Raw genomic sequence first — 18,631 nt, forward strand, 5'->3', positions numbered from 1 at the left:
AGAAAAGGCAGCCAACCGGCTGCCTTGTCGCTAGTCCTGCCCGTCCTGGAGGGCGCGCAGCTGTCCCCGCAGGGCCCCGGGGGGATATTCGGGGTTGTGGACGTTGATGTAGAAGCCCGAGGGGTTACCGAGGATGTCCTGGACCAGCAGGGCATCGAGTCCGCCGATGCAGTCGGCAGCGTCACCGTCCTCGGGCCCGGCCAGGAAGACCACAGGGGGGCCATTCTCACCCCTGGCGCCCTCGTGGATATGTGCCGCCATGCCGTCGCCGACCGGCACCAGCTGGATCTTCTCCACGGTCAGTACATAACAGAGGGTGCTGTCGTCACCGTCTATGCCAAACACATAGGCTTCGCCACGACCGTTGGGGTCGCCGGCGATGCGGGCGTCGGGACCGACTTCTTCCTGGCCACTGAGCTGGGTCGTCAATACCGTATTGCTATGCCCGGCATGGGCGATGCCGGCGCCGATGGCGAGCAGGGTGCCCAGAAGAAGGTGGCGTCTTGGCAGCTGGGTTCGTTTTGTCATTGTCATTTCCTCCTAAACGTCGGCCTGGGGGCCGGCCGCCAGTTAACTATGGGTCAGCAGGAGAGTGGCAATGGCGCTGGTGCGGGGCATTCTTAGATCAATGTGCAATAAAAAGGCAGCCTGTCGGCTGCCTTTTTCTCCTTACTCCACGGCGCGGAGCAGGGCGTTGACGCCGACCTTTTCCCTGGTCTGGGCATCCACCTTCTTGACGATGATGGCGGCGTACAGGCTGTGGCTGCCGTCCTTGCCGGGCAGGCTGCCGGGCACCACCACGGAGCCGGCCGGTACGCGGCCGTAGTGGACCTGGCCGGTCTCGCGATCATAGATGCGGGTGCTCTGGCCGATGTAGACGCCCATGGAGATCACCGCGCCTTCCTCGACTATGACCCCTTCGACGATCTCGGAGCGGGCGCCGATGAAGCAGTTGTCTTCGATGATGGTGGGGTTGGCCTGCAGCGGCTCCAGTACGCCGCCGATGCCGACGCCGCCGGACAGGTGCACGTTCTTGCCGATCTGGGCGCAGCTGCCCACCGTGGCCCAGGTGTCGACCATGGTGCCCTCGTCCACATAGGCGCCCAGGTTCACGTAGGAGGGCATCAGCACCACGTTCCTGCCGATATAGGCGCCCTGGCGCACCGTGGCCGGCGGTACCACCCGCATGCCCTCTTCGCGAAAGCGTGCTTCGCTGTAGTCGGTGAACTTCAGCGGCACCTTGTCGTAGTAACGGGTGTTGGCCTCGTGCATGACCTGGTTGTCATGGAGGCGGAAGGACAGCAGCACCGCCTTCTTGACCCACTGATGCACCACCCATTCACCGGCGATCTTTTCGGCAACGCGCAGCTTGCCGCTGTCCAGATCGGCGATCACTTGGCTGACGGCCGCCTTGACGTCGGCCGGGGCCTGGCTGGGGCTGAGGTTCTGGCGGTTGTCAAAGGCCGCTTCGATGGTGGCTTGTAAAGGGTGCATCCGGGTTCCTTGCTTTATCAACTGTGCTGGCGATTATGACTTTGTGGGCGTAAGGAGTCCACGAGTCGAAGCCTGAGGGTGTTCTGCTGCGTCTCGGTGAGGGCTTCGCCTTCGGCATTGGTGAGGATGAACAGGTCCTCGGCCCGCTCACCTATGGTGGTGATCTTGGCCGCATGGAGATTGAGGCCGCATTCGGCGAAGATCTGCCCGACCCGCGCCAGCAGGCCGGGCTGATCCAGGGCGTTGAGCTCCACCAGGCTGTGACTGCGCTGGGTCGGCAGGAAGCTGACCTCGGTGGCTACCCGGAACGGCTTGAGCTGGCGGGGCAGGGCGGTCTGGCGCAGCACCGGCGCCTTGGCGCTGGTCAGGGCCTTTTCCAGGGCCCTTCTGGTGCTCTGGATGCGGCTGGGACTGGTGACCGGCTTGCCGTCCCTTTCCATGATCACGAAGGTGTCCAGGGCGAAGCCGTCCTTGGAGTTCATGATCTGGGCGTCGTGGATGGACAGGTTCTTGCCCGACAACACGGTGGCGACCCGGCCGAACAGGTTCGGCCTGTCCTGGGTGTAGAGGAACAGCTCGGTGCCGCCGCGCATGGTGTGTTTGGACAGCTTGACCAGGGGCGCCGCCTTGTCGCCGTGGGCCAGTATGGCCTTGGCGTGCCAGGCCAGCTGCTCCGGGCTGTGACGCAGGAAATAGTCGGCCCGGAAGCGGTTCCAGAGGCTGGTGAGGGCACTGGCGCTGCTGCCCTGGCCGGCCAGCAGTCGCCTGGCTTCTTCCTTATGGGCGCGGATCTGGGAGCGAAAATCGATGGGCTTTTCCAGGCCGCGCCTGAGCGCCTTCTGGGCCGCGAAGTAGAGCTCCCTGAGCAGCGAGCCCTTCCAGTTGTTCCAGAGGTTGTCGTTGGTGGCGCGGATATCGGCCACGGTCAGGCAGTAGAGGTGGTTGAGGTGGTTCTCGTCCCGCACCTGGCCGGCGAACTGGCGGATCACCTCCGGATCGGAAATGTCCCGGCGCTGGGCGGTGACCGACATGATCAGATGGTGCTCCACCAGCCAGGCCACCAGGCGGGTATCCATGTCCGGCAGGCCGTGCTGCTGGCAGAAGGTCATGGCGTCGGCGGCGCCCAGCTCAGAGTGATCGCCGCCGCGGCCCTTGGCGATGTCGTGGAAGATGGCGGCCAGGTACAGCAGCTCCGGCTTGCGCATCTGCCTGACCAGCAGGCTGGCCAGGGGAAATTCCTCGGCATGCTTGGCCTGGGAGAAGCGGTGGATGTTACGCACCACCCTGAAGGTGTGTTCGTCGACGGTGTAGGCATGGAAGAGATCGAACTGCATCTGGCCGACGATCTGGCGCCAGGCCGGGAAATAGGCGGCCAGTATGCCGTGGCGGTGCATCAGGCGAAACGGCAGGCCCATGCCCCTGGGGTGGCGCAGCAGCGCCATGAAGCGCTCCCGGCAGCCGGCGTGCTCGCACAGCGGCTCGTCGAGCTGGCGGCGGGCGATGCGGATCTGCCTCAGGGTGGTGGCACCTATGCCCTTGAGGTTGGAATTTCTGGCCAGGTGCAGGAACAGTTCCAGCAGCTGCTCCGGATCCCGGGCCAGCTGCTCCGGGAAGTTGGCGCACAGCAGCTGGCCTTCGGCCCTGAAATGCGCATCCAGGGGCTTCACCTCCGGGGTGCTGTCGCTGAGCTCGTCGGCCAGCACCTGCAGCAGTATGGTGTTGAGTTCCGAAACCCGCCGCAGCACCTGGTAGAGCTGCTGCATCATGGCCTCGACGGCGGCGCGGGTGTCGTCGCCGTAGCCCAGCAGCTGGGCCACCAGCGGCTGGTGATCGAACAGCAGCCGGTTCTCGTTGCGATTGGCGGCCAGGTGCAGGGCGAAGCGCACCCGCCACAGGAAATCCCGGCATTGCACCAGCTCGTCAAGCTCCTCCTGGCTCAGCCAGCCCTGTTCGGCCAGGGCGGCCAGATCGTGGCGGTTGAGGTGCCTGAGCAGCACCCAGACCACGGTCTGGACATCGCGAAGGCCGCCGGGATTGGACTTGAGGTTGGGCTCCAGGTTGTAGGACGTGGAATCGAAGCGGCCGTGGCGGCCCTTCTGCTCCTCTACCTTGGCCTGGAAAAAGTCGGCCACAGGCCAGCATTGGCCCGGCTCCAGGCCGGCCTTGAGGGAAGCGAACAGCGCCGGGCTGCCGGCCAGCAGCCTGGCCTCCAGCAGGTTGGTGGCGATGGTGATGTCATCCCTGGCCTGGGCCAGGCAGTCGTCCAGGGTGCGGGTGGCGTGGCCCACATCCAGGCGGGCATCCCAGAGGGCGGTGATGAAGCGGCCGACGCTCTCCTGCTCGTGCTCGGCCAGTTCGCTCTCGCTCAGCACCAGCAGGTCGATGTCGGAAAAGGGATGCAGCTCGCCACGGCCATAGCCGCCGACGGCGATCAGCGCCAGTTGTCCCTGGCCCAGGCCCAGGCTTTGCCAGAGTTCGATGAGCAGCTGGTCCATCAGCTGGGCGCGTTCAACGACCAGGGCCTGGATATCGGCATCCGGGCTCTGGCGGGCCTTGAGGCTGTCCAGGTGTTCCTGGAGGCGGTGGCGAAGGTGTTGAGTGATGTCGTTCATGGCGGGCCTGTACGGCTGGGCTCTGGCTATAAAAAAGGCCCCGTAAAGGGCCTCTTGTCAATGTTCGATGATCTTCGGCAGTGCCGTTTCCTCTTCCCGCCAGGTCAGCACTTCCACGCCATTGTCGGTGACCAGCAGGGTGTGCTCGAACTGGGCGGACAGGCTGCGGTCCTTGGTGACCACTGTCCAGCCGTCGCCAAGCAGCTTGCAGTGGGGCTTGCCGACATTGACCATGGGCTCGATGGTCAGGCACATGCCGGCCTGCAGCTCGGTGCCGGTGCCGGGCTTGCCGTAGTGCAGCACCTGGGGCTCCTCGTGGAAGTCCTTGCCGATGCCGTGGCCGCAGTATTCACGCACCACCGAATACTGGTGCTTTTCCACGTGCTGCTGGATGGCGTGGCCGATATCACCCAGCTTGACGCCCGGCTTGACCATCTTGATGGCCAGGTACAGGGATTCCTGGGTCACCTTGATCAGGCGCTCGGCCTGGATGGAGGGCTGGCCCACCACGTACATGCGCGAGGTGTCGCCGTGGTAACCGTCCTTGATGACGGTCACGTCGATGTTGATGATGTCGCCGTCCTTGAGCTTCTTGTCACTGGGGATGCCGTGACAGATCACGTGGTTGACCGAGGTACAGATGGACTTGGGGAAACCGTGGTAGTTCAGCGGCGCCGGTACCGCCTGCTGCTCGTTGACGATGTAATCGTGGGCGATCTGGTTCAACTCGTCCGTGGTCACGCCCTTCTTGACGTGGGGGCCCAGCATGTCCAGCACTTCGGCGGCCAGCCGGCCGGCCACGCGCATCTTTTCGATCTCTTGTGGCGTCTTGATTATGGCACTCATTCGGCTACTCTTTCGGCGGGCTCTGAACCGTCTTAAATACGGCTCATGGCCTTGGTTTTTGCAAGCGCAATATGGTATAAAGCGCGCCGGCAATTCGCAAATCGAACTGCCCTAAACCATTAAACCACACACGGGACTGTACATGTGCCGGGGTGCCCGCAAGGGTCGGACACATGGGGACCGTGGAGGCCTAACCCCATTTTGGAGAATTTATACATGGCTAACGTTACCATGCGCGACATGCTCAAGTCCGGTGTCCACTTCGGTCACCAGACCCGTTACTGGAACCCCAAGATGAAGCAATACATCTTCGGTGCCCGTAACAAGGTTCACATCATCAACCTTGAGCAGACCCTGCCGATGTTCAACGACGCTCTGAACTACCTGTCCTCCGTGGCCGGTAACAAGGGCAAGATCCTGTTCGTCGGTACCAAGCGCGCTGCCAGCGAAGCGGTCAAGGAAGCGGCCAGCAAGTGCGGCCAGTTCTACGTCAACCACCGCTGGCTGGGTGGTATGCTGACCAACTGGAAGACCGTTCGTCAGTCCATCAAGCGTCTGAAGGACCTGGAAGCCCAGTCCCAAGACGGCACCTTCGAAAAGCTGACCAAGAAAGAAGCGCTGATGCGTTCTCGCGAAATGGAAAAGCTGGAGAAGAGCCTGGGCGGTATCAAAGACATGGGCGGTCTGCCTGACGTGCTGTTCGTGATCGGTGCCGACCACGAGCACATCGCCATCAAGGAAGCCAACAACCTGGGTATCCCGGTCGTTGCCGTAGTAGATACCAACTCCGATCCGGATGGCGTTGACTACGTTGTCCCGGGTAACGATGACGCTATCCGCGCCATCCAGCTGTACGTCAACGCCGTTGCCGACACCGTCAACAACTCCAAGCTGGGTGACGTTGCGGGCGAAGGCGAGTTCGTAGAAGCTGCCGAGTAAGGCAATTACTACGCCCTTGATTGACCATCGAGGACAGAAATGGTTAATGGGGGCCCCTTAAAAGGCCCCCGTTTCTTGGCAAAGTCCGACAACCGAGGATTTGAACATGGCAATTACTGCTGCCCTGGTAAAAGAACTGCGCGAGCGCACCGGCGCTGGCATGATGGATTGTAAAAAGGCCCTGACCGAAACCAACGGCGACATCGAAGCGGCGATCGAGCTGATGCGTAAGAGCGGTCAAGCCAAGGCTGCCAAGAAGGCCGGCCGCGTTGCCGCCGAGGGCACCATCATCATCGCTCAGGAAGGCGACAAGGCCGCCATCCTGGAAATGAACTGCGAAACCGACTTCGTTGCCAAGGATGAGTCCTTCCTGGCCCTGGCCAACGCCGCCGCCAAGGCTGCCCTGGCCAACAACATCAACGACATCGAGACCCTGGCCGCCACCGAAATCGACGGTGAGACCCTGGACACCACTCGCACCAACCTGATCGCCAAGATCGGTGAGAACATGAGCTTCCGCCGTGTGAGCATCGTTGAAGGCGCCAACCTGGGCGTGTACAAGCACGGCAGCCGTATCGGCGTTGTGGCCGTACTGGAAGGTGGTGACGAAGAGCTGGCCAAAGACGTTGCCATGCACGTTGCCGCGTCCAAGCCCGAGTTCGTCAAGCCCGAAGACGTGGCTGCCGAGGTTGTCGCGAAGGAGCGTCAGATCCAGATCGACATCGCCATGCAGTCTGGCAAGCCTCAGGAAATTGCCGAGAAGATGGTTGAAGGCCGCATGAAGAAGTTCACCGGTGAGATCTCCCTGACCGGTCAGCCCTTCGTCAAGGATCCGTCCATCTCCGTAGGTCAGCTGCTGAAAGAAAAAGGCGCCGACGTCAAATCCTTCATCCGCTTCGAAGTGGGCGAAGGTATCGAGAAGGAAGTTGTGGACTTCGCTACCGAAGTAGCCCAGCAAGCTGCTGCCGCTGCCAAGCAGTAAGTCCCTTTGGGGCCGGTTTGGCCGGCCCTCATTATTCTTGGCCGCGGCCGCTTTGCGGGCGCGGCCCTGTTGCATCTAGGTGAGAAGGATCATGAGCAGCACACCCAAACCCCATTTTCGACGCATTCTCTTGAAGCTCTCCGGCGAAGCCCTGATGGGTGAGGAAGGCTTCGGCATAGACCCCAAGGTGCTCGACCGCATGGCCGCCGAGATCAAGGAGCTGATTGAGCTGGGCATCCAGGTGGGCCTGGTGATCGGCGGCGGCAACCTGTTCCGCGGTCGGGGCCTGGCCGAGGCCGGCATGAACAGGGTCGTGGGTGACCACATGGGGATGCTGGCCACCGTCATGAACGGCCTGGCCATGCGTGACGCGCTGCACCGTGCTTATGTCAACGCCCGTCTGATGTCCGCCATCGACCTCAAGGGTGTCTGCGATTCCTACAACTGGGCCGAGGCCATCAGCCTGCTGCGTGCCGGCCGGGTCGTGATCTTCTCCGCCGGTACCGGCAACCCCTTCTTCACCACGGATTCCGCCGCCTGCCTGCGTGGCATCGAGATCGAGGCCGACTGCGTGCTCAAGGCCACCAAGGTCGACGGTGTCTACTCCGACGATCCGGTGAAAAACCCGGATGCGGTGAAGTATGATAGGCTCACTTATCAGGACGTTCTGGAGCAGGAGCTCAAGGTCATGGACCTGGCGGCCTTTACCCTGGCCCGTGATCACGGCCTGCCCATCCGCGTCTTCAATATGAACAAGCCCGGTGCCCTCAAGGCCGTGGTGATGGGTGAAGACGAAGGCACCCTGATCAGCCACCCAGAATAAGTTCGACAAGCAAGATTAAGGACCTAGCCCCGTGATTAACGAGATTAAAGCCGACGCCAAGGCGCGCATGGACAAGAGCCTGGAAGCCACCAAGAGCCAGATGGCCAAGATCCGCACCGGCCGTGCCCATCCCAGCCTGCTCGACAGCATCCGTGTCGAATACTATGGTGCCGCCACGCCGTTGAACCAGCTGGCCAACGTCACTGCCGAAGACGCCCGCACCCTGAGCGTGCAGGTGTTCGACCGCAACATGATCCAGGCCGTGGAAAAGGCCATCATGACCTCCGATCTGGGCCTGAACCCCATGAGCGCCGGTGCCATCATCCGCATCCCGCTGCCGCCGCTGACCGAGGAGCGCCGTAAGGACATGGTCAAGCTGGTGCGTGGCGAGGCCGAGAACGGCCGCGTTGCCATCCGCAACGTCCGTCGCGATGCCAACAGCGACATCAAGGCCCTGCTCAAGGACAAGGAAATTTCCGAGGACGAAGAGCGCCGTGCCCAGGACGAGATCCAGAAGCTGACCGACGCCGCCATCAAGGGCGTGGACGAGCTGCTGGCCGCCAAAGAAGCCGAGCTGATGGAAATCTAAGGCCGGTTCAAGGTATAGTTTCGAGCGCCGTGCAGGTAACTGCACGGCGTTTGTTTTATATCTGACCAAGGTAGCCTGTTGATGTCCGAAGTCCCCGCATTTCTGGCAGAGGCCAAGCAGGCGATGCCCCGCCATATCGCCATCATCATGGACGGTAACGGCCGCTGGGCTGAGCAGCGTGGCCAACGCCGGGTGATGGGTCACAAGCAAGGGGTGGAAGCGGTCCGGGAAACGGTCCGTTGTGCCCGCAAGCTGGGCGTGGAAGCCCTGACCCTCTTTGCCTTTTCCTCCGAAAACTGGCGTCGCCCCCAGGAAGAAGTGAATTTCCTGATGGAGCTGTTCATGCTGGTGCTGGGGCGTGAGGTCAAGAAGCTCCACAAGAACAATATCCGCCTGCGCATCATCGGCGATACCCAGGCGCTGTCCCCCAGGCTGCAGAAGAAGATCGCCGACGCCGAGGCCCTGACCGAGCACAATACCGGCCTGGTGCTCAACGTGGCGGCCAACTACGGCGGACGCTGGGATATCGCCCAGGCCACCAAGGTCCTGGCGGCCCGGGTGGCGGCCGGTGAGCTGGCCGTCGACGACATCGACGAGCAGACGCTGGGCGAGCAGGTCGTGCTGGCCGAGCAGCCGCCGGTGGATCTGATGATCCGCACCGGCGGCGACTGCCGGATCTCCAATTTTCTGCTTTGGCAACTGGCCTATGCTGAGCTGTACTTTACCGATACCCTCTGGCCGGATTTCGATGCCGAAGCCCTGACCGATGCCATTGCCGCCTTCGTCAGCCGTGAACGTCGTTTTGGCTGTACCGGTGCCCAGGTAAGGGCCTGGCTGGACGAGAAAGAGAAGGAATAGATTTTGCTGAAACAACGGGTCATCACCGCCCTTATTCTCCTGCCGCTGGCCTTCGCGGCCATCTTCCTGTTGCCCCTGGACGGTTTCGCCTGGGCCTCTGCCCTGGTCCTGGCCCTGGGGGCCTGGGAATGGGCGCCCCTGGCCGGTTTTGCCAGCAAGTTCGGCCGTGCCCTGGCCTCCCTGGCCGCCCTGGCCCTCATGGCCCTGATGCAGCTGCTGATACCGGTCAGTCAGCTGTGGGCCGATGGCCTGCCGGCCAGCCTGTACAGCCTGCCGGTGCTGCTGGGGGGCTTCTGGTGGGTGCTGGCGGCGCTGCTGGCCTATCAATATCCGGAGCCGGTGCGCTTTTGGCAGAACCACCGCAGCTGGCGGCTCATCTTCGGCGTGCTGACCCTGATCCCGGCCTGGGCCGGGCTGCAGATCCTGCGCAGCTGGCATTACGACGTGGCGCCCCTGCATGGCGCCCTGGCCATCCTCTACGTGCTGCTGCTGGTGTGGGCCGCCGACACCGGCGCCTACTTCGTCGGCCGCCGCTTCGGCAAGCACAAGCTGGCCCCCAGGGTCAGCCCGGGCAAGACCCTGGAAGGCGCCCTGGGCGGCATCGGCCTGGCCCTGCTGGTGGCCGCCATCGCCATCAGTCAGGCGCCGGCCGCCCTGTCCCCCAGTGCCCTGGTGAGCGCCAGCCTGTTTGCGGTGCTGGCCTCCATCCTCGGCGACCTGTCCGAGTCCATGCTCAAGCGTGAGGCCGGCATCAAGGACTCCGGCTCCATCCTGCCCGGCCACGGCGGCATCCTTGACCGTATCGATTCCATTACCGCGGCGGTACCGGTGTTCGTGCTGGTGATGCTGGCCATGGGGGTCTGATGCAGGGTGTGGTGATCCTTGGAGCCACCGGCTCCATCGGCGAGTCCACCCTGGACGTCATTCGCCGCAACCCGGCCCGCTTCAAGGTGGTGGCGCTGTCGGCCCATTCCAGTGCCGACAAGCTGTGGGCGCAGATCCAGGAGTTCCGACCCCAGGTGGCGGTGCTGGTGGACGACGGCAAGGCAAGCTGGCTGGCCGGGCAGATCAAGGCCGCCGGCCTGGCCACGGAGCTGCTGACCGGTGCCCAGGCCCTGGAGGACATCGCCCGGCACCCGGATGCGAGCCAGGTGATGGCGGCCATCGTCGGCGCCGCCGGCCTGCTGCCGACCCTGGCCGCGGTTCGTGCCGGCAAGCGGGTGCTGCTGGCCAACAAGGAGGCGCTGGTGATGTCCGGGGCCCTGTTCATGGACGAAGTCAGGCGCCATGGCGCCGAGCTGCTGCCCATCGACTCCGAGCACAACGCCATCTTCCAGTCCCTGCCGCACCTTTGCCAGCAGGGCGAACCCCTGGCCAAGGGCGGGGTCACCCAGATCCTGCTGACCGGCTCGGGCGGCCCCTTCCGCACCCGAGAGCTGGCCAGCTTCGAGGCCATCACCCCCGCCGAGGCGGTGGCCCACCCCAACTGGTCCATGGGCCAGAAGATCTCCGTGGACTCCGCCACCATGATGAACAAGGGCCTGGAGTTCATCGAGGCCAAGTGGCTGTTTGGCTGCCGGGCCGAGGATATCCAGGTGGTGCTGCACCCCCAGAGCGTGATCCATTCCATGGTCCGTTACGCCGACGGCTCGGTGCTGGCCCAGATGGGCAGCCCGGACATGCGCACCCCCATCGCCCATGCCATGGCCTACCCGGAGCGCATCGCCGCCGGCGTGGCCGAGCTCGACTTCTTCAGCGTCGGCCAGTTCACCTTCGACAAGCCCTGTGCCGAGCGCTATCCCTGCCTGGCGCTGGCCATTGACGCCTGCAAGGCGGGGCAGGGCGCCACCACGGTGCTGAACGCCGCCAACGAGGTGGCGGTGGCCGCCTTCCTGGACGGCAGGCTGGCCTTCACCGGCATCGCCACCCTGGTGGCCCGATGCCTGGAACAGCTGGGCCATTTCTCGGTGAACGACCTGGATGGTATCCTGGCCCTGGATCAACAAAGCCGCACCCTGGCGGCAGGTCTGGTGTCGTCATGCTGAGTGTTATCTGGACGCTGTTTTTCTTCCTGGTGGCCCTGGGGCTGCTGGTGACCATCCATGAATATGGCCACTTCTGGGTGGCCAGGAAGGCCGGGGTCAGGGTGGAGCGTTTCTCCATCGGCTTCGGCAAGCCGCTGTGGCAACGCCAGGGCAAGGACGGCACCCAGTACGTGGTAGCCGCCATTCCCCTGGGCGGCTATGTGAAGATGCTCGACGAGCGGGTCGAGCCGGTGCCGGCCGAATACCGTCACCAGGCCTTCAACAGCCAGTCGCTGCCGGTGCGCAGCGCCATCGTCGCTGCCGGCCCTGCCGCCAATTTCCTCTTTGCCATCGCCGCCTACTGGCTGGTGGGCATGCTGGGCCTGCAGACGGTCAAACCCGTGGTGGGTGAGATCCAGCCTCAATCCATCGCCGCCGAGGCCGCTGTACCGGTCGGCGCCGAGATCCTGGCCGTGGATGGCCAGAAGGTGCGCACCTGGCAGGACATCAACCTGGCCCTGGTGGATGCCATCGGCGAGGACAGCCTGACCCTGTCCGTTCGGGATGATGCCGGCTACCAGCGCCGGCTGGCCCTGGATATCCGCACCTGGACCCTGCCTGAAGATGGCTCGGCGCTGCGTTCTTTGGGGCTGGTGCCCTTTACCCCCAAGGCCAAGCCCATCATTGCCCAGGTTGTTAAGGAACTTGCCGGCGACAGGGCGGGTCTGAAGCCAGGCGACGAGTTGCTGGCCCTGGACGGCGAAGCCATCCAGGACTGGCAACTCTTCGTCGAGAAGATACAGCAGAGCCCGGGCCAGGCGCTGTCGCTGCGGGTGCGGCGGGATGACAGGGAGCTGGCGTTGAACCTGGTGCCCCAGGCCCGAGAGATCGATGGCCGCATTCAGGGTTACCTGGGGGTGGTGCCCCAGTTCGAACCCTGGCCAGAAGGCATGGTCATAGAGGTGCAGTACGGCCCCCTGGAAGCCCTGTGGCAGGGCAGCGTCAAGACCTGGCAGATGACCACCCTGACCCTGGGTACCCTGTGGAAGTTTCTGACCGGCGATATCGACCTGGCCCACCTGTCCGGTCCCATAGGTATCGCGCAGGGCGCCGGGGCCACGGCCAGCTTCGGGTTGGTGTATTTTCTTGGTTTTTTGGGGCTTATCAGTGTTAATCTGGGCATCATCAATCTGCTGCCCTTGCCCGTGCTGGACGGTGGTCACCTGCTGTTCTTCCTGATGGAAGGGGTGCGTGGCAAGCCGCTGTCCGAAAAGGCCCAGGAGATGGCCTTTCGCCTGGGAGCCGTGTTGCTCCTGCTACTGATGGGCATTGCCTTATTCAATGACTTCGCCAGGCTATAGGCGAAGCAAGAACGGAAAAGAATCACAACATGAGAGCCGTGCAATCTCTGCTTTGCGCGTCTGTGCTGGCCGCGTTGGCCGGGCAGGCGCAAGCGATGGAAAGCTTCAAGGTCCAGGACATCCGTGTCGAAGGCCTGCAGCGGGTAGCCCTGGGAGCAGCCCTGACCTATGTGCCGGTCAAGGCCGGTGATTTCGTCGACGACGCCAGGGTGGCACAGCTGATCCGTGCCCTCTATTCCTCCACCCATTTCGAAAACATCGAAGTGCTGCGTGACGGCAACGACCTGGTGATCCGCGTCAAGGAGAGACCGACCATCAGCTCGGTCACCTTTGTGGGCAACAAGGACATCAAGGAAGAGCAGCTCAACCAGAGCCTGGAAGAGCAGGGGATCCGGGTCGGCGAGCCCCTGGACAGGACCATCATCTCCGGCATCGAGAAGGGCCTGGAAGACTTCTATTACTCGGTGGGCAAGTACGACGCCGACGTCAATGCCATCGTCACGCCGCTGCCCCGCAACAGGGTCTCCATCAAGCTGGACTTCAAGGAAGGCAAGGCCGCCGAGATCCAGCAGATCAACATAGTGGGCAACAGCATCTTTTCCGATGCCGAGCTGCTGAACCAGCTGGAGCTCAAGGACAAGCTGGCCTGGTGGCAGGTGCTCAGCGAGAAGCGCTACCAGAAGCAGACCCTGGAGTCCGATCTGGAAACGCTGCGCTCCTACTACCTGGACCGGGGCTACCTGCGCTTCAACGTGGACTCCACCCAGGTCTCCATGAGCCCGGGCCGCGAGGGCGTCTATATCACCCTCAATGTCAGCGAAGGTGAGGTGTACAAGGTCAAGGGCGTGAAGCTGGCCGGTAACCTGCTGGGCAAGGAAGAGGTGATGGAAAAGCTCATCCCCATCAAGGAAGGGGATGTCTACAACGGCGCCGAGGTCACCTTCACCGAGGAAATGCTGGCCAAGTTCCTGGGCCGCTTCGGTTATGCCTACCCCAAGGTGGTGACCATCCCGGAAGTGGATGACGAAAGCAAGGAAGTGACCCTGACCATCAGCGTGGATCCGGGCCAGCGGGTCTATGTGCGCCGCATCAACTTCAAGGGCAACGAAACCACGGCCGACGAAGTGCTGCGTCGTGAGGCCCGCCAGATGGAAGGGGCCTGGTTGTCCAACAACCTGGTGGATTTCTCCAAGGAGCGCATGAACCGCCTGGGCTACTTCGAAAAGGTGGACGTGGAAACCACTCGCCTGCCCGAAGACGACAGCCAGGTGGACCTGACCTACACCGTCAAGGAGCAGCCCTCGGGCTCCCTGCAGGCCGGCATCGGCTACGGCTCCTACGGCGGCCTGTCCCTCAATGCCGGCATCCAGCAGCGAAACTTCCTGGGTACCGGTAAGCAGGTGGGGATCTCGTTGAACTCCAACCGTTACCAGAAGTCCGTCAACCTCAGCTATACGGATCCCTATTTCACCGTCGACGCCATCAGCCTGGGCGGCAGCATCTATTTCTCCGAAATAGACTACGGCGATGCCTACCTGGAAGCCTATGGCCAGGAAACCTTTGGTGTGGGTGCCCGTCTTGGCTTCCCCATCAACGAGTACAACCGCCTTGGCCTGGGCGTCAACTACAAGGACTCCAGGCTGAACTCCATCTCCGCCCACGAGAAGGCCCTGGAGTTCTTCGATATCTACAGTGGCCAGGACATCCTGGACGGCAAGATTGAGTTCGACGAAGTGGTACTGGCCGCGGACTGGAGCCGCTCTACCCTGAACCGGGGCACCTTCCCGTCCTCAGGTTCCAGCCAGAGTATCGGTATCTCCGGTTCCATTCCCAGCTCCACCATCACCTATGCCAAGTTCAAGGCCAGCACCCGTCATTACTGGCCCATCGACCGTAACCACGACTGGGTGCTGTCCGCCAACATGAGCCTGGGTTATGCCAACGGCTATGGCACCGTCAACGGCCAGGACGCGATCCTGCCGTTCTGGGAGCACTTCTATGCCGGTGGCGCCCAAACCTTGAGGGGCTTCGAGTCCAATACCGTCGGCCCCAAGGCCATCTTCCGCCAGGCCCAGACCGTCGGCGCCGGCGAGGACGGTTCGTCCATACTGCTGCCGCCTTCCGAGGACCAGCTGGCCCTGGGTGGTGCCATCGGCGGTAACGCCATGGCCACGGCGACCCTGGAAATGATCGTGCCGACGCCCTTCCTGGACGAGGCCTACAAGAACTCGGTGCGCACCTCCTTCTTTGTGGACGTGGGCAACGTCTGGGACACCGAGTTTGATTTCGACAAGTACCGCAATCTGGAGGTGGTGTCCTCCAACAACGGCGGTGCCCTCTACGATTATGCCGATGCCGGCGCCTACCGGGCGTCCTACGGTCTGAGCCTGCAGTGGCTGTCTCCCATGGGGCCCATGGTGTTCAGCTTTGCCCGCCCGCTGAAGAAGCAGGACGGCGATCAGACCGAATTCTTCTCTTTCAACATCGGCACCACATTCTAAGGAGCGACTATGGGCAAGTTTCACCTGGGTGTAAGTGAAGCCGATCTGGCCGGCGCCACCCTGGCCATAGTGCCGGGCGATCCGGCCCGGGTCGAACGCATCGCCAAACACCTGGACAACCCGGTGTTCCTGGCCAGCCAGCGTGAATACACGCTGTGGCGCGGCGAGCTCAAGGGCAAGCCGGTGGTGGTCTGTTCCACCGGTATCGGCGGACCCTCCACCTCCATCGCCGTGGAAGAGCTGGCCCAGCTGGGCGTGCGTACCTTCCTGCGGGTCGGCACCACGGGCGCCATCCAGCCCCATGTACAGGTGGGCGACGTCATCGTCACCAACGCCTCGGTGCGCCTGGACGGCGCCAGCCTGCATTTCGCGCCCATGGAATTCCCGGCGGTGTCCGATTTCCAGTGCACCACCGCCATGGTGGAAGCGGCCCGTGAGCTGGGCACCCAGCCCCATATCGGCGTGACCGCCTCCAGCGATACCTTCTACCCCGGTCAGGAGCGTTACGACACCTTCTCCGGCCGGGTCGTGCAGCGCTTTCGCGGCTCCCTCGAAGAGTGGCAGTCCATGGGCGTGCTCAACTACGAAATGGAGTCGGCAACCTTGCTGACCATGTGCGCCAGCTCCGGCCTCAAGGCCGGCTGCGTTGCTGGTGTACTTGTTAACCGGACTCAGCAGGAGATCCCGGATGAAGCCAAGGTGGCAGCCGTGGAAGCCCATGCCATCGAGATCGTCGTCGCGGCCGCCGCCAGGCTGCTGTAAGGCGCAAATACAATAAGGAGAACCACATTGAAAAAGCTGATTAATGCCGCCGGTCTGGGACTGGCTCTGTCCGCCGCCACCCTGGCCATGCCGGCCGCCGCCGAAGGCAAGATCGCCGTGGTCGACATGGGGCGTATCTTCCAGGCCCTGCCCCAGCGCGAAATGGTGGAAAGCAAGCTCAAGGCCGAATTTGCCGACCGCATCGAAGCCGTGCGCAAGCTCGAGGAAGAGATGCAGGGCCTGGCCGAAAAGGCCCGTCGTGATGGCGCCATCATGACCGACGACCAGAAGAAAGAGCTGAGCCGCAAGATGGAATCCCTGCAGGCCGACTACCAGCTCAAGCGCAAGGCCATGGACGAAGACATGCGCAAGCGCCAGGGTGACGAGCGCAACATGCTGCTGGAGAAGATCCAGACCGCCATCAACGAAGTGGCCGCTTCCGGCAACTACGACGTGGTACTGCAGCGCAACGCCGTGGCCTACATCAAGAGCGACGTGGACATCTCCGCCAAGGTCATCGACAAGGTTTCCAAGGGCAACTAAGCAATGGCCGTGATTTCGCTCGCTGAGCTGGCCAAGACCCTGGACGCCAAGCTGGTCGGGGATGGCGACATCCCCATCAGCAGGGTCAACACCCTGGAGTCGGCCGGCCCTGGCCAGCTGGCCTTCCTGGCCAACAGCAAGTACCGCAAGCAGCTTCAGTCCACCAAGGCCGAGGCGGTGATCCTCACCGAGAAGGATCTGGAGTACCGCCAGGGCGCCGCCCTGGTGATGGCCAACCCCTACCTGGGTTTTGCCAGGGTGGCCCAGTTGCTGGACAGCACGCCGCCGGCCGCCGTGGGCATCCATCCCACCGCCGTCATCGACCCCAGTGTCCAGCTAGGCAAGGACGTGGCCATAGGTGCCCATGCCGTCCTGGAGGCCGGTGTGGTCATCGGCGACCATTGCCAGGTCGGTGCCAACTGCTTCATCGGCAGGGACAGCGTACTGGGTGCCGGTACCAAGCTCTGGGCCAACGTCAGCCTCTACCACGACGTGCAGCTGGGCGAGCGCTGCCTGGTCCAGTCCGGCGTGGTGATAGGCTCCGACGGTTTTGGCTATGCCAACGACAAGGGTACCTGGGTACATATTCCCCAGACCGGTGGCGTGCGCATCGGCAACGATGTGGAGGTCGGCGCCGGCACCACCATAGACCGCGGCGCCCTGGAGCACACCGTCATTGGTGACGGCACCATACTGGATAACCAGGTACAGGTGGCACACAATGTGCGCCTGGGCAAGGGCTGCGCCGTGGCGGGCAACACCGTCTTTGCCGGCAGTTGCAGCCTGGGAGACCACTGCATCGTCGGCGGCTCCGCCGGTGTTGCCGGGCATCTGGAAGTGACCAGTGGCGTGACCATCACCGGCATGACCATGGTCACCAAGGCCATTACCGAGCCGGGCGTCTACAGTTCGGGTACGGCGGCCCAGCCCAACAGGGAATGGCGCAAGAGCGCGGCCCGGTTCCGCCAGCTGGACGAGATGTACAAGCGTCTCAAGGCCCTGGAAGCGGAACTGGCGGCCCTGAAGGCTCCAAACGACTAAAAGCATAACAAGTAAGCGGAAGATCATGAGCGAAATGAATACCATGGACGTGGTTGAGGTACTGGAGCATCTGCCTCACCGTTACCCTTTCCTGCTGGTCGACAAGGTGGTGGACTACACCGTCGGCGAGTCCCTGGTGGCGGTGAAGAACGTCACCTATAATGAGCCCTTTTTCCAAGGCCACTTCCCCGGCAAGCCCATCATGCCGGGTGTCCTGATCCTCGAAGCCATGGCCCAGGCCACCGGCATCCTGGCCTTCAAGACCGCCAACCAAAAGCCATCGGACGGTGTTCTGTATTACTTCGCCGGCATCGACAACGCGCGCTTCAAGCAGCCGGTCGTGCCCGGTGATACCCTGGTAATGGAAGTGGAAATCGTCAAAATCAAAGCGGGCATCGGCAAGTTCCGTGGCGTTGCCAAGGTGGACGGCAACGTGGTCTGTGAAGCGGACCTGATGTGCGCCAAACGCGAGATCTGAACACCGTGATTCATCCCCAGGCAATTGTTGATCCCAAGGCCAGGCTGGGCGCCAATGTCAGCGTTGGCCCCTGGTCCTATATCGGCCCCGACGTGGAAATCGGCGACGACACCGTGATCCACTCCCATGTGGTGATCAAGGGCCCCACCACCATTGGCAAGGGCAACCAGATCTTCCAGTTTGCCTCCGTGGGCGAAGAGTGCCAGGACAAGAAGTACGCCGGCGAGCCGACCCGGCTGGAGATAGGTGACAACAACGTCATTCGCGAGAGCGTCACCATCCACAGGGGCACAGTGCAGGATCAGAGCCTGACCAGGATCGGCTCCAACAACCTGCTGATGGCCTATGTGCACGTGGCCCACGACTGCATCGTTGGCGACAACTGCATCCTGGCCAACAACGCCTCCATCGCCGGCCACGTCAAGGTGGGCGACTGGGCCATCCTTGGCGGCATGACCGGGGTGCATCAGTTCTGCCACATCGGCGAGCACGCCTTCATCGGCGCCAGCTCCCTGGTGGTCCAGGACGTGCCGCCCTATGTGATGGCGTCCGGCATGCGTGCCGCGCCCCACGGCCTGAACCTGGAAGGCCTCAAGCGCCGCGGCTTCGACAAGGACGCCATCAAGGCCCTGCGCCAGGCCTACAAGGTCCTGTACCGGGAAGGCCTGACCCTGGCCGAGGCCAGGGAGCAGATCGCCGTCCTGGCGGCGGAGCAGCCCCTGGTCAGCGACTTCCTGACCTTCATCGACAATTCCGAACGCGGCCTGATCCGCTAAGG

General features: G+C 63.0%; 18 protein-coding genes. 14 read left to right on the plus strand and 4 right to left on the minus strand.

Annotation, left to right across the window (positions count from 1 at the left end; genetic code table 11):
- Positions 1–30 precede the first annotated feature (30 nt).
- From WDB71_RS04690 to map, 4 genes are all read right to left on the minus strand, one after another.
- The gene (locus WDB71_RS04690; protein WP_341503483.1) at positions 31–528 is read right to left on the minus strand and encodes a CHRD domain-containing protein; all 498 of its coding nucleotides are present in this window, start codon (positions 526–528) and stop codon (positions 31–33) included.
- A 141-nt stretch (positions 529–669) separates the two neighbouring features.
- Entirely contained in the window at positions 670–1,494 is an 825-nt protein-coding gene (dapD, locus tag WDB71_RS04695) for a 2,3,4,5-tetrahydropyridine-2,6-dicarboxylate N-succinyltransferase (protein WP_341503484.1), read from the minus strand.
- A 17-nt stretch (positions 1,495–1,511) separates the two neighbouring features.
- Positions 1,512–4,106 (minus strand): [protein-PII] uridylyltransferase, encoded by a 2,595-nt coding sequence (glnD, locus tag WDB71_RS04700; RefSeq protein WP_341503485.1) that lies wholly within the window; start codon positions 4,104–4,106, stop codon positions 1,512–1,514.
- A 57-nt stretch (positions 4,107–4,163) separates the two neighbouring features.
- The gene (gene map, locus WDB71_RS04705) at positions 4,164–4,952 is read right to left on the minus strand and encodes a type I methionyl aminopeptidase (protein ID WP_341503486.1); all 789 of its coding nucleotides are present in this window, start codon (positions 4,950–4,952) and stop codon (positions 4,164–4,166) included.
- Positions 4,953–5,168: 216 nt separating this feature from the next.
- Between map and rpsB the strand changes: the two genes are divergently transcribed.
- The 14 genes from rpsB (at position 5,169) to lpxA (ending at position 18,629) form a co-directional block, all read left to right on the plus strand.
- Positions 5,169–5,891: a 30S ribosomal protein S2 gene (gene rpsB / locus WDB71_RS04710; RefSeq protein WP_341503487.1), complete on the plus strand. Its 723-nt coding sequence runs from the start codon at positions 5,169–5,171 to the stop codon at positions 5,889–5,891.
- Positions 5,892–5,997: 106 nt separating this feature from the next.
- Positions 5,998–6,873: a translation elongation factor Ts gene (gene tsf / locus WDB71_RS04715; protein ID WP_341503488.1), complete on the plus strand. Its 876-nt coding sequence runs from the start codon at positions 5,998–6,000 to the stop codon at positions 6,871–6,873.
- Positions 6,874–6,964: 91 nt separating this feature from the next.
- Positions 6,965–7,696 (plus strand): UMP kinase, encoded by a 732-nt coding sequence (gene pyrH / locus WDB71_RS04720; protein ID WP_341503489.1) that lies wholly within the window; start codon positions 6,965–6,967, stop codon positions 7,694–7,696.
- 31 nt (positions 7,697–7,727) lie between these two features.
- Positions 7,728–8,285: a ribosome recycling factor gene (gene frr, locus WDB71_RS04725; protein WP_341503490.1), complete on the plus strand. Its 558-nt coding sequence runs from the start codon at positions 7,728–7,730 to the stop codon at positions 8,283–8,285.
- An 81-nt stretch (positions 8,286–8,366) separates the two neighbouring features.
- Positions 8,367–9,143, plus strand: coding sequence for an isoprenyl transferase (locus tag WDB71_RS04730; RefSeq protein WP_341503491.1), 777 nt, complete (start codon positions 8,367–8,369; stop codon positions 9,141–9,143).
- 3 nt (positions 9,144–9,146) lie between these two features.
- Positions 9,147–10,007, plus strand: a complete 861-nt coding sequence (locus WDB71_RS04735; protein ID WP_341503492.1) for a phosphatidate cytidylyltransferase — start codon at positions 9,147–9,149, stop codon at positions 10,005–10,007.
- Entirely contained in the window at positions 10,007–11,188 is a 1,182-nt protein-coding gene (ispC, locus tag WDB71_RS04740; RefSeq protein ID WP_341503493.1) for a 1-deoxy-D-xylulose-5-phosphate reductoisomerase, read from the plus strand. Before WDB71_RS04735 ends, ispC begins: the two co-directional genes overlap by 1 nt.
- Positions 11,182–12,528, plus strand: coding sequence for a sigma E protease regulator RseP (rseP, locus tag WDB71_RS04745; protein ID WP_341503494.1), 1,347 nt, complete (start codon positions 11,182–11,184; stop codon positions 12,526–12,528). Before ispC ends, rseP begins: the two co-directional genes overlap by 7 nt.
- 95 nt (positions 12,529–12,623) lie before the next feature.
- Positions 12,624–15,029: an outer membrane protein assembly factor BamA gene (bamA, locus tag WDB71_RS04750; RefSeq protein ID WP_341503495.1), complete on the plus strand. Its 2,406-nt coding sequence runs from the start codon at positions 12,624–12,626 to the stop codon at positions 15,027–15,029.
- Between the two features lie 9 nt (positions 15,030–15,038).
- Positions 15,039–15,791: a uridine phosphorylase gene (gene udp / locus WDB71_RS04755; RefSeq protein WP_341503496.1), complete on the plus strand. Its 753-nt coding sequence runs from the start codon at positions 15,039–15,041 to the stop codon at positions 15,789–15,791.
- Between the two features lie 27 nt (positions 15,792–15,818).
- The gene (locus tag WDB71_RS04760) at positions 15,819–16,334 is read left to right on the plus strand and encodes an OmpH family outer membrane protein (protein ID WP_341503497.1); all 516 of its coding nucleotides are present in this window, start codon (positions 15,819–15,821) and stop codon (positions 16,332–16,334) included.
- 3 nt (positions 16,335–16,337) lie between these two features.
- Entirely contained in the window at positions 16,338–17,375 is a 1,038-nt protein-coding gene (gene lpxD / locus WDB71_RS04765; protein ID WP_341503498.1) for a UDP-3-O-(3-hydroxymyristoyl)glucosamine N-acyltransferase, read from the plus strand.
- A 25-nt stretch (positions 17,376–17,400) separates the two neighbouring features.
- On the plus strand, positions 17,401–17,853 hold the full coding sequence (gene fabZ, locus WDB71_RS04770) for a 3-hydroxyacyl-ACP dehydratase FabZ (protein ID WP_341503499.1): 453 nt from the start codon (positions 17,401–17,403) through the stop codon (positions 17,851–17,853).
- Positions 17,850–18,629 (plus strand): acyl-ACP--UDP-N-acetylglucosamine O-acyltransferase, encoded by a 780-nt coding sequence (gene lpxA, locus WDB71_RS04775; RefSeq protein WP_341504181.1) that lies wholly within the window; start codon positions 17,850–17,852, stop codon positions 18,627–18,629. The genes fabZ and lpxA overlap by 4 nt, the downstream gene beginning before the upstream one ends.
- The last annotated feature ends 2 nt before the right edge of the window (positions 18,630–18,631 follow it).

It is taken from the genome of Gallaecimonas sp. GXIMD4217, assembly GCF_038087665.1.
Lineage (GTDB): Bacteria > Pseudomonadota > Gammaproteobacteria > Enterobacterales > Gallaecimonadaceae > Gallaecimonas.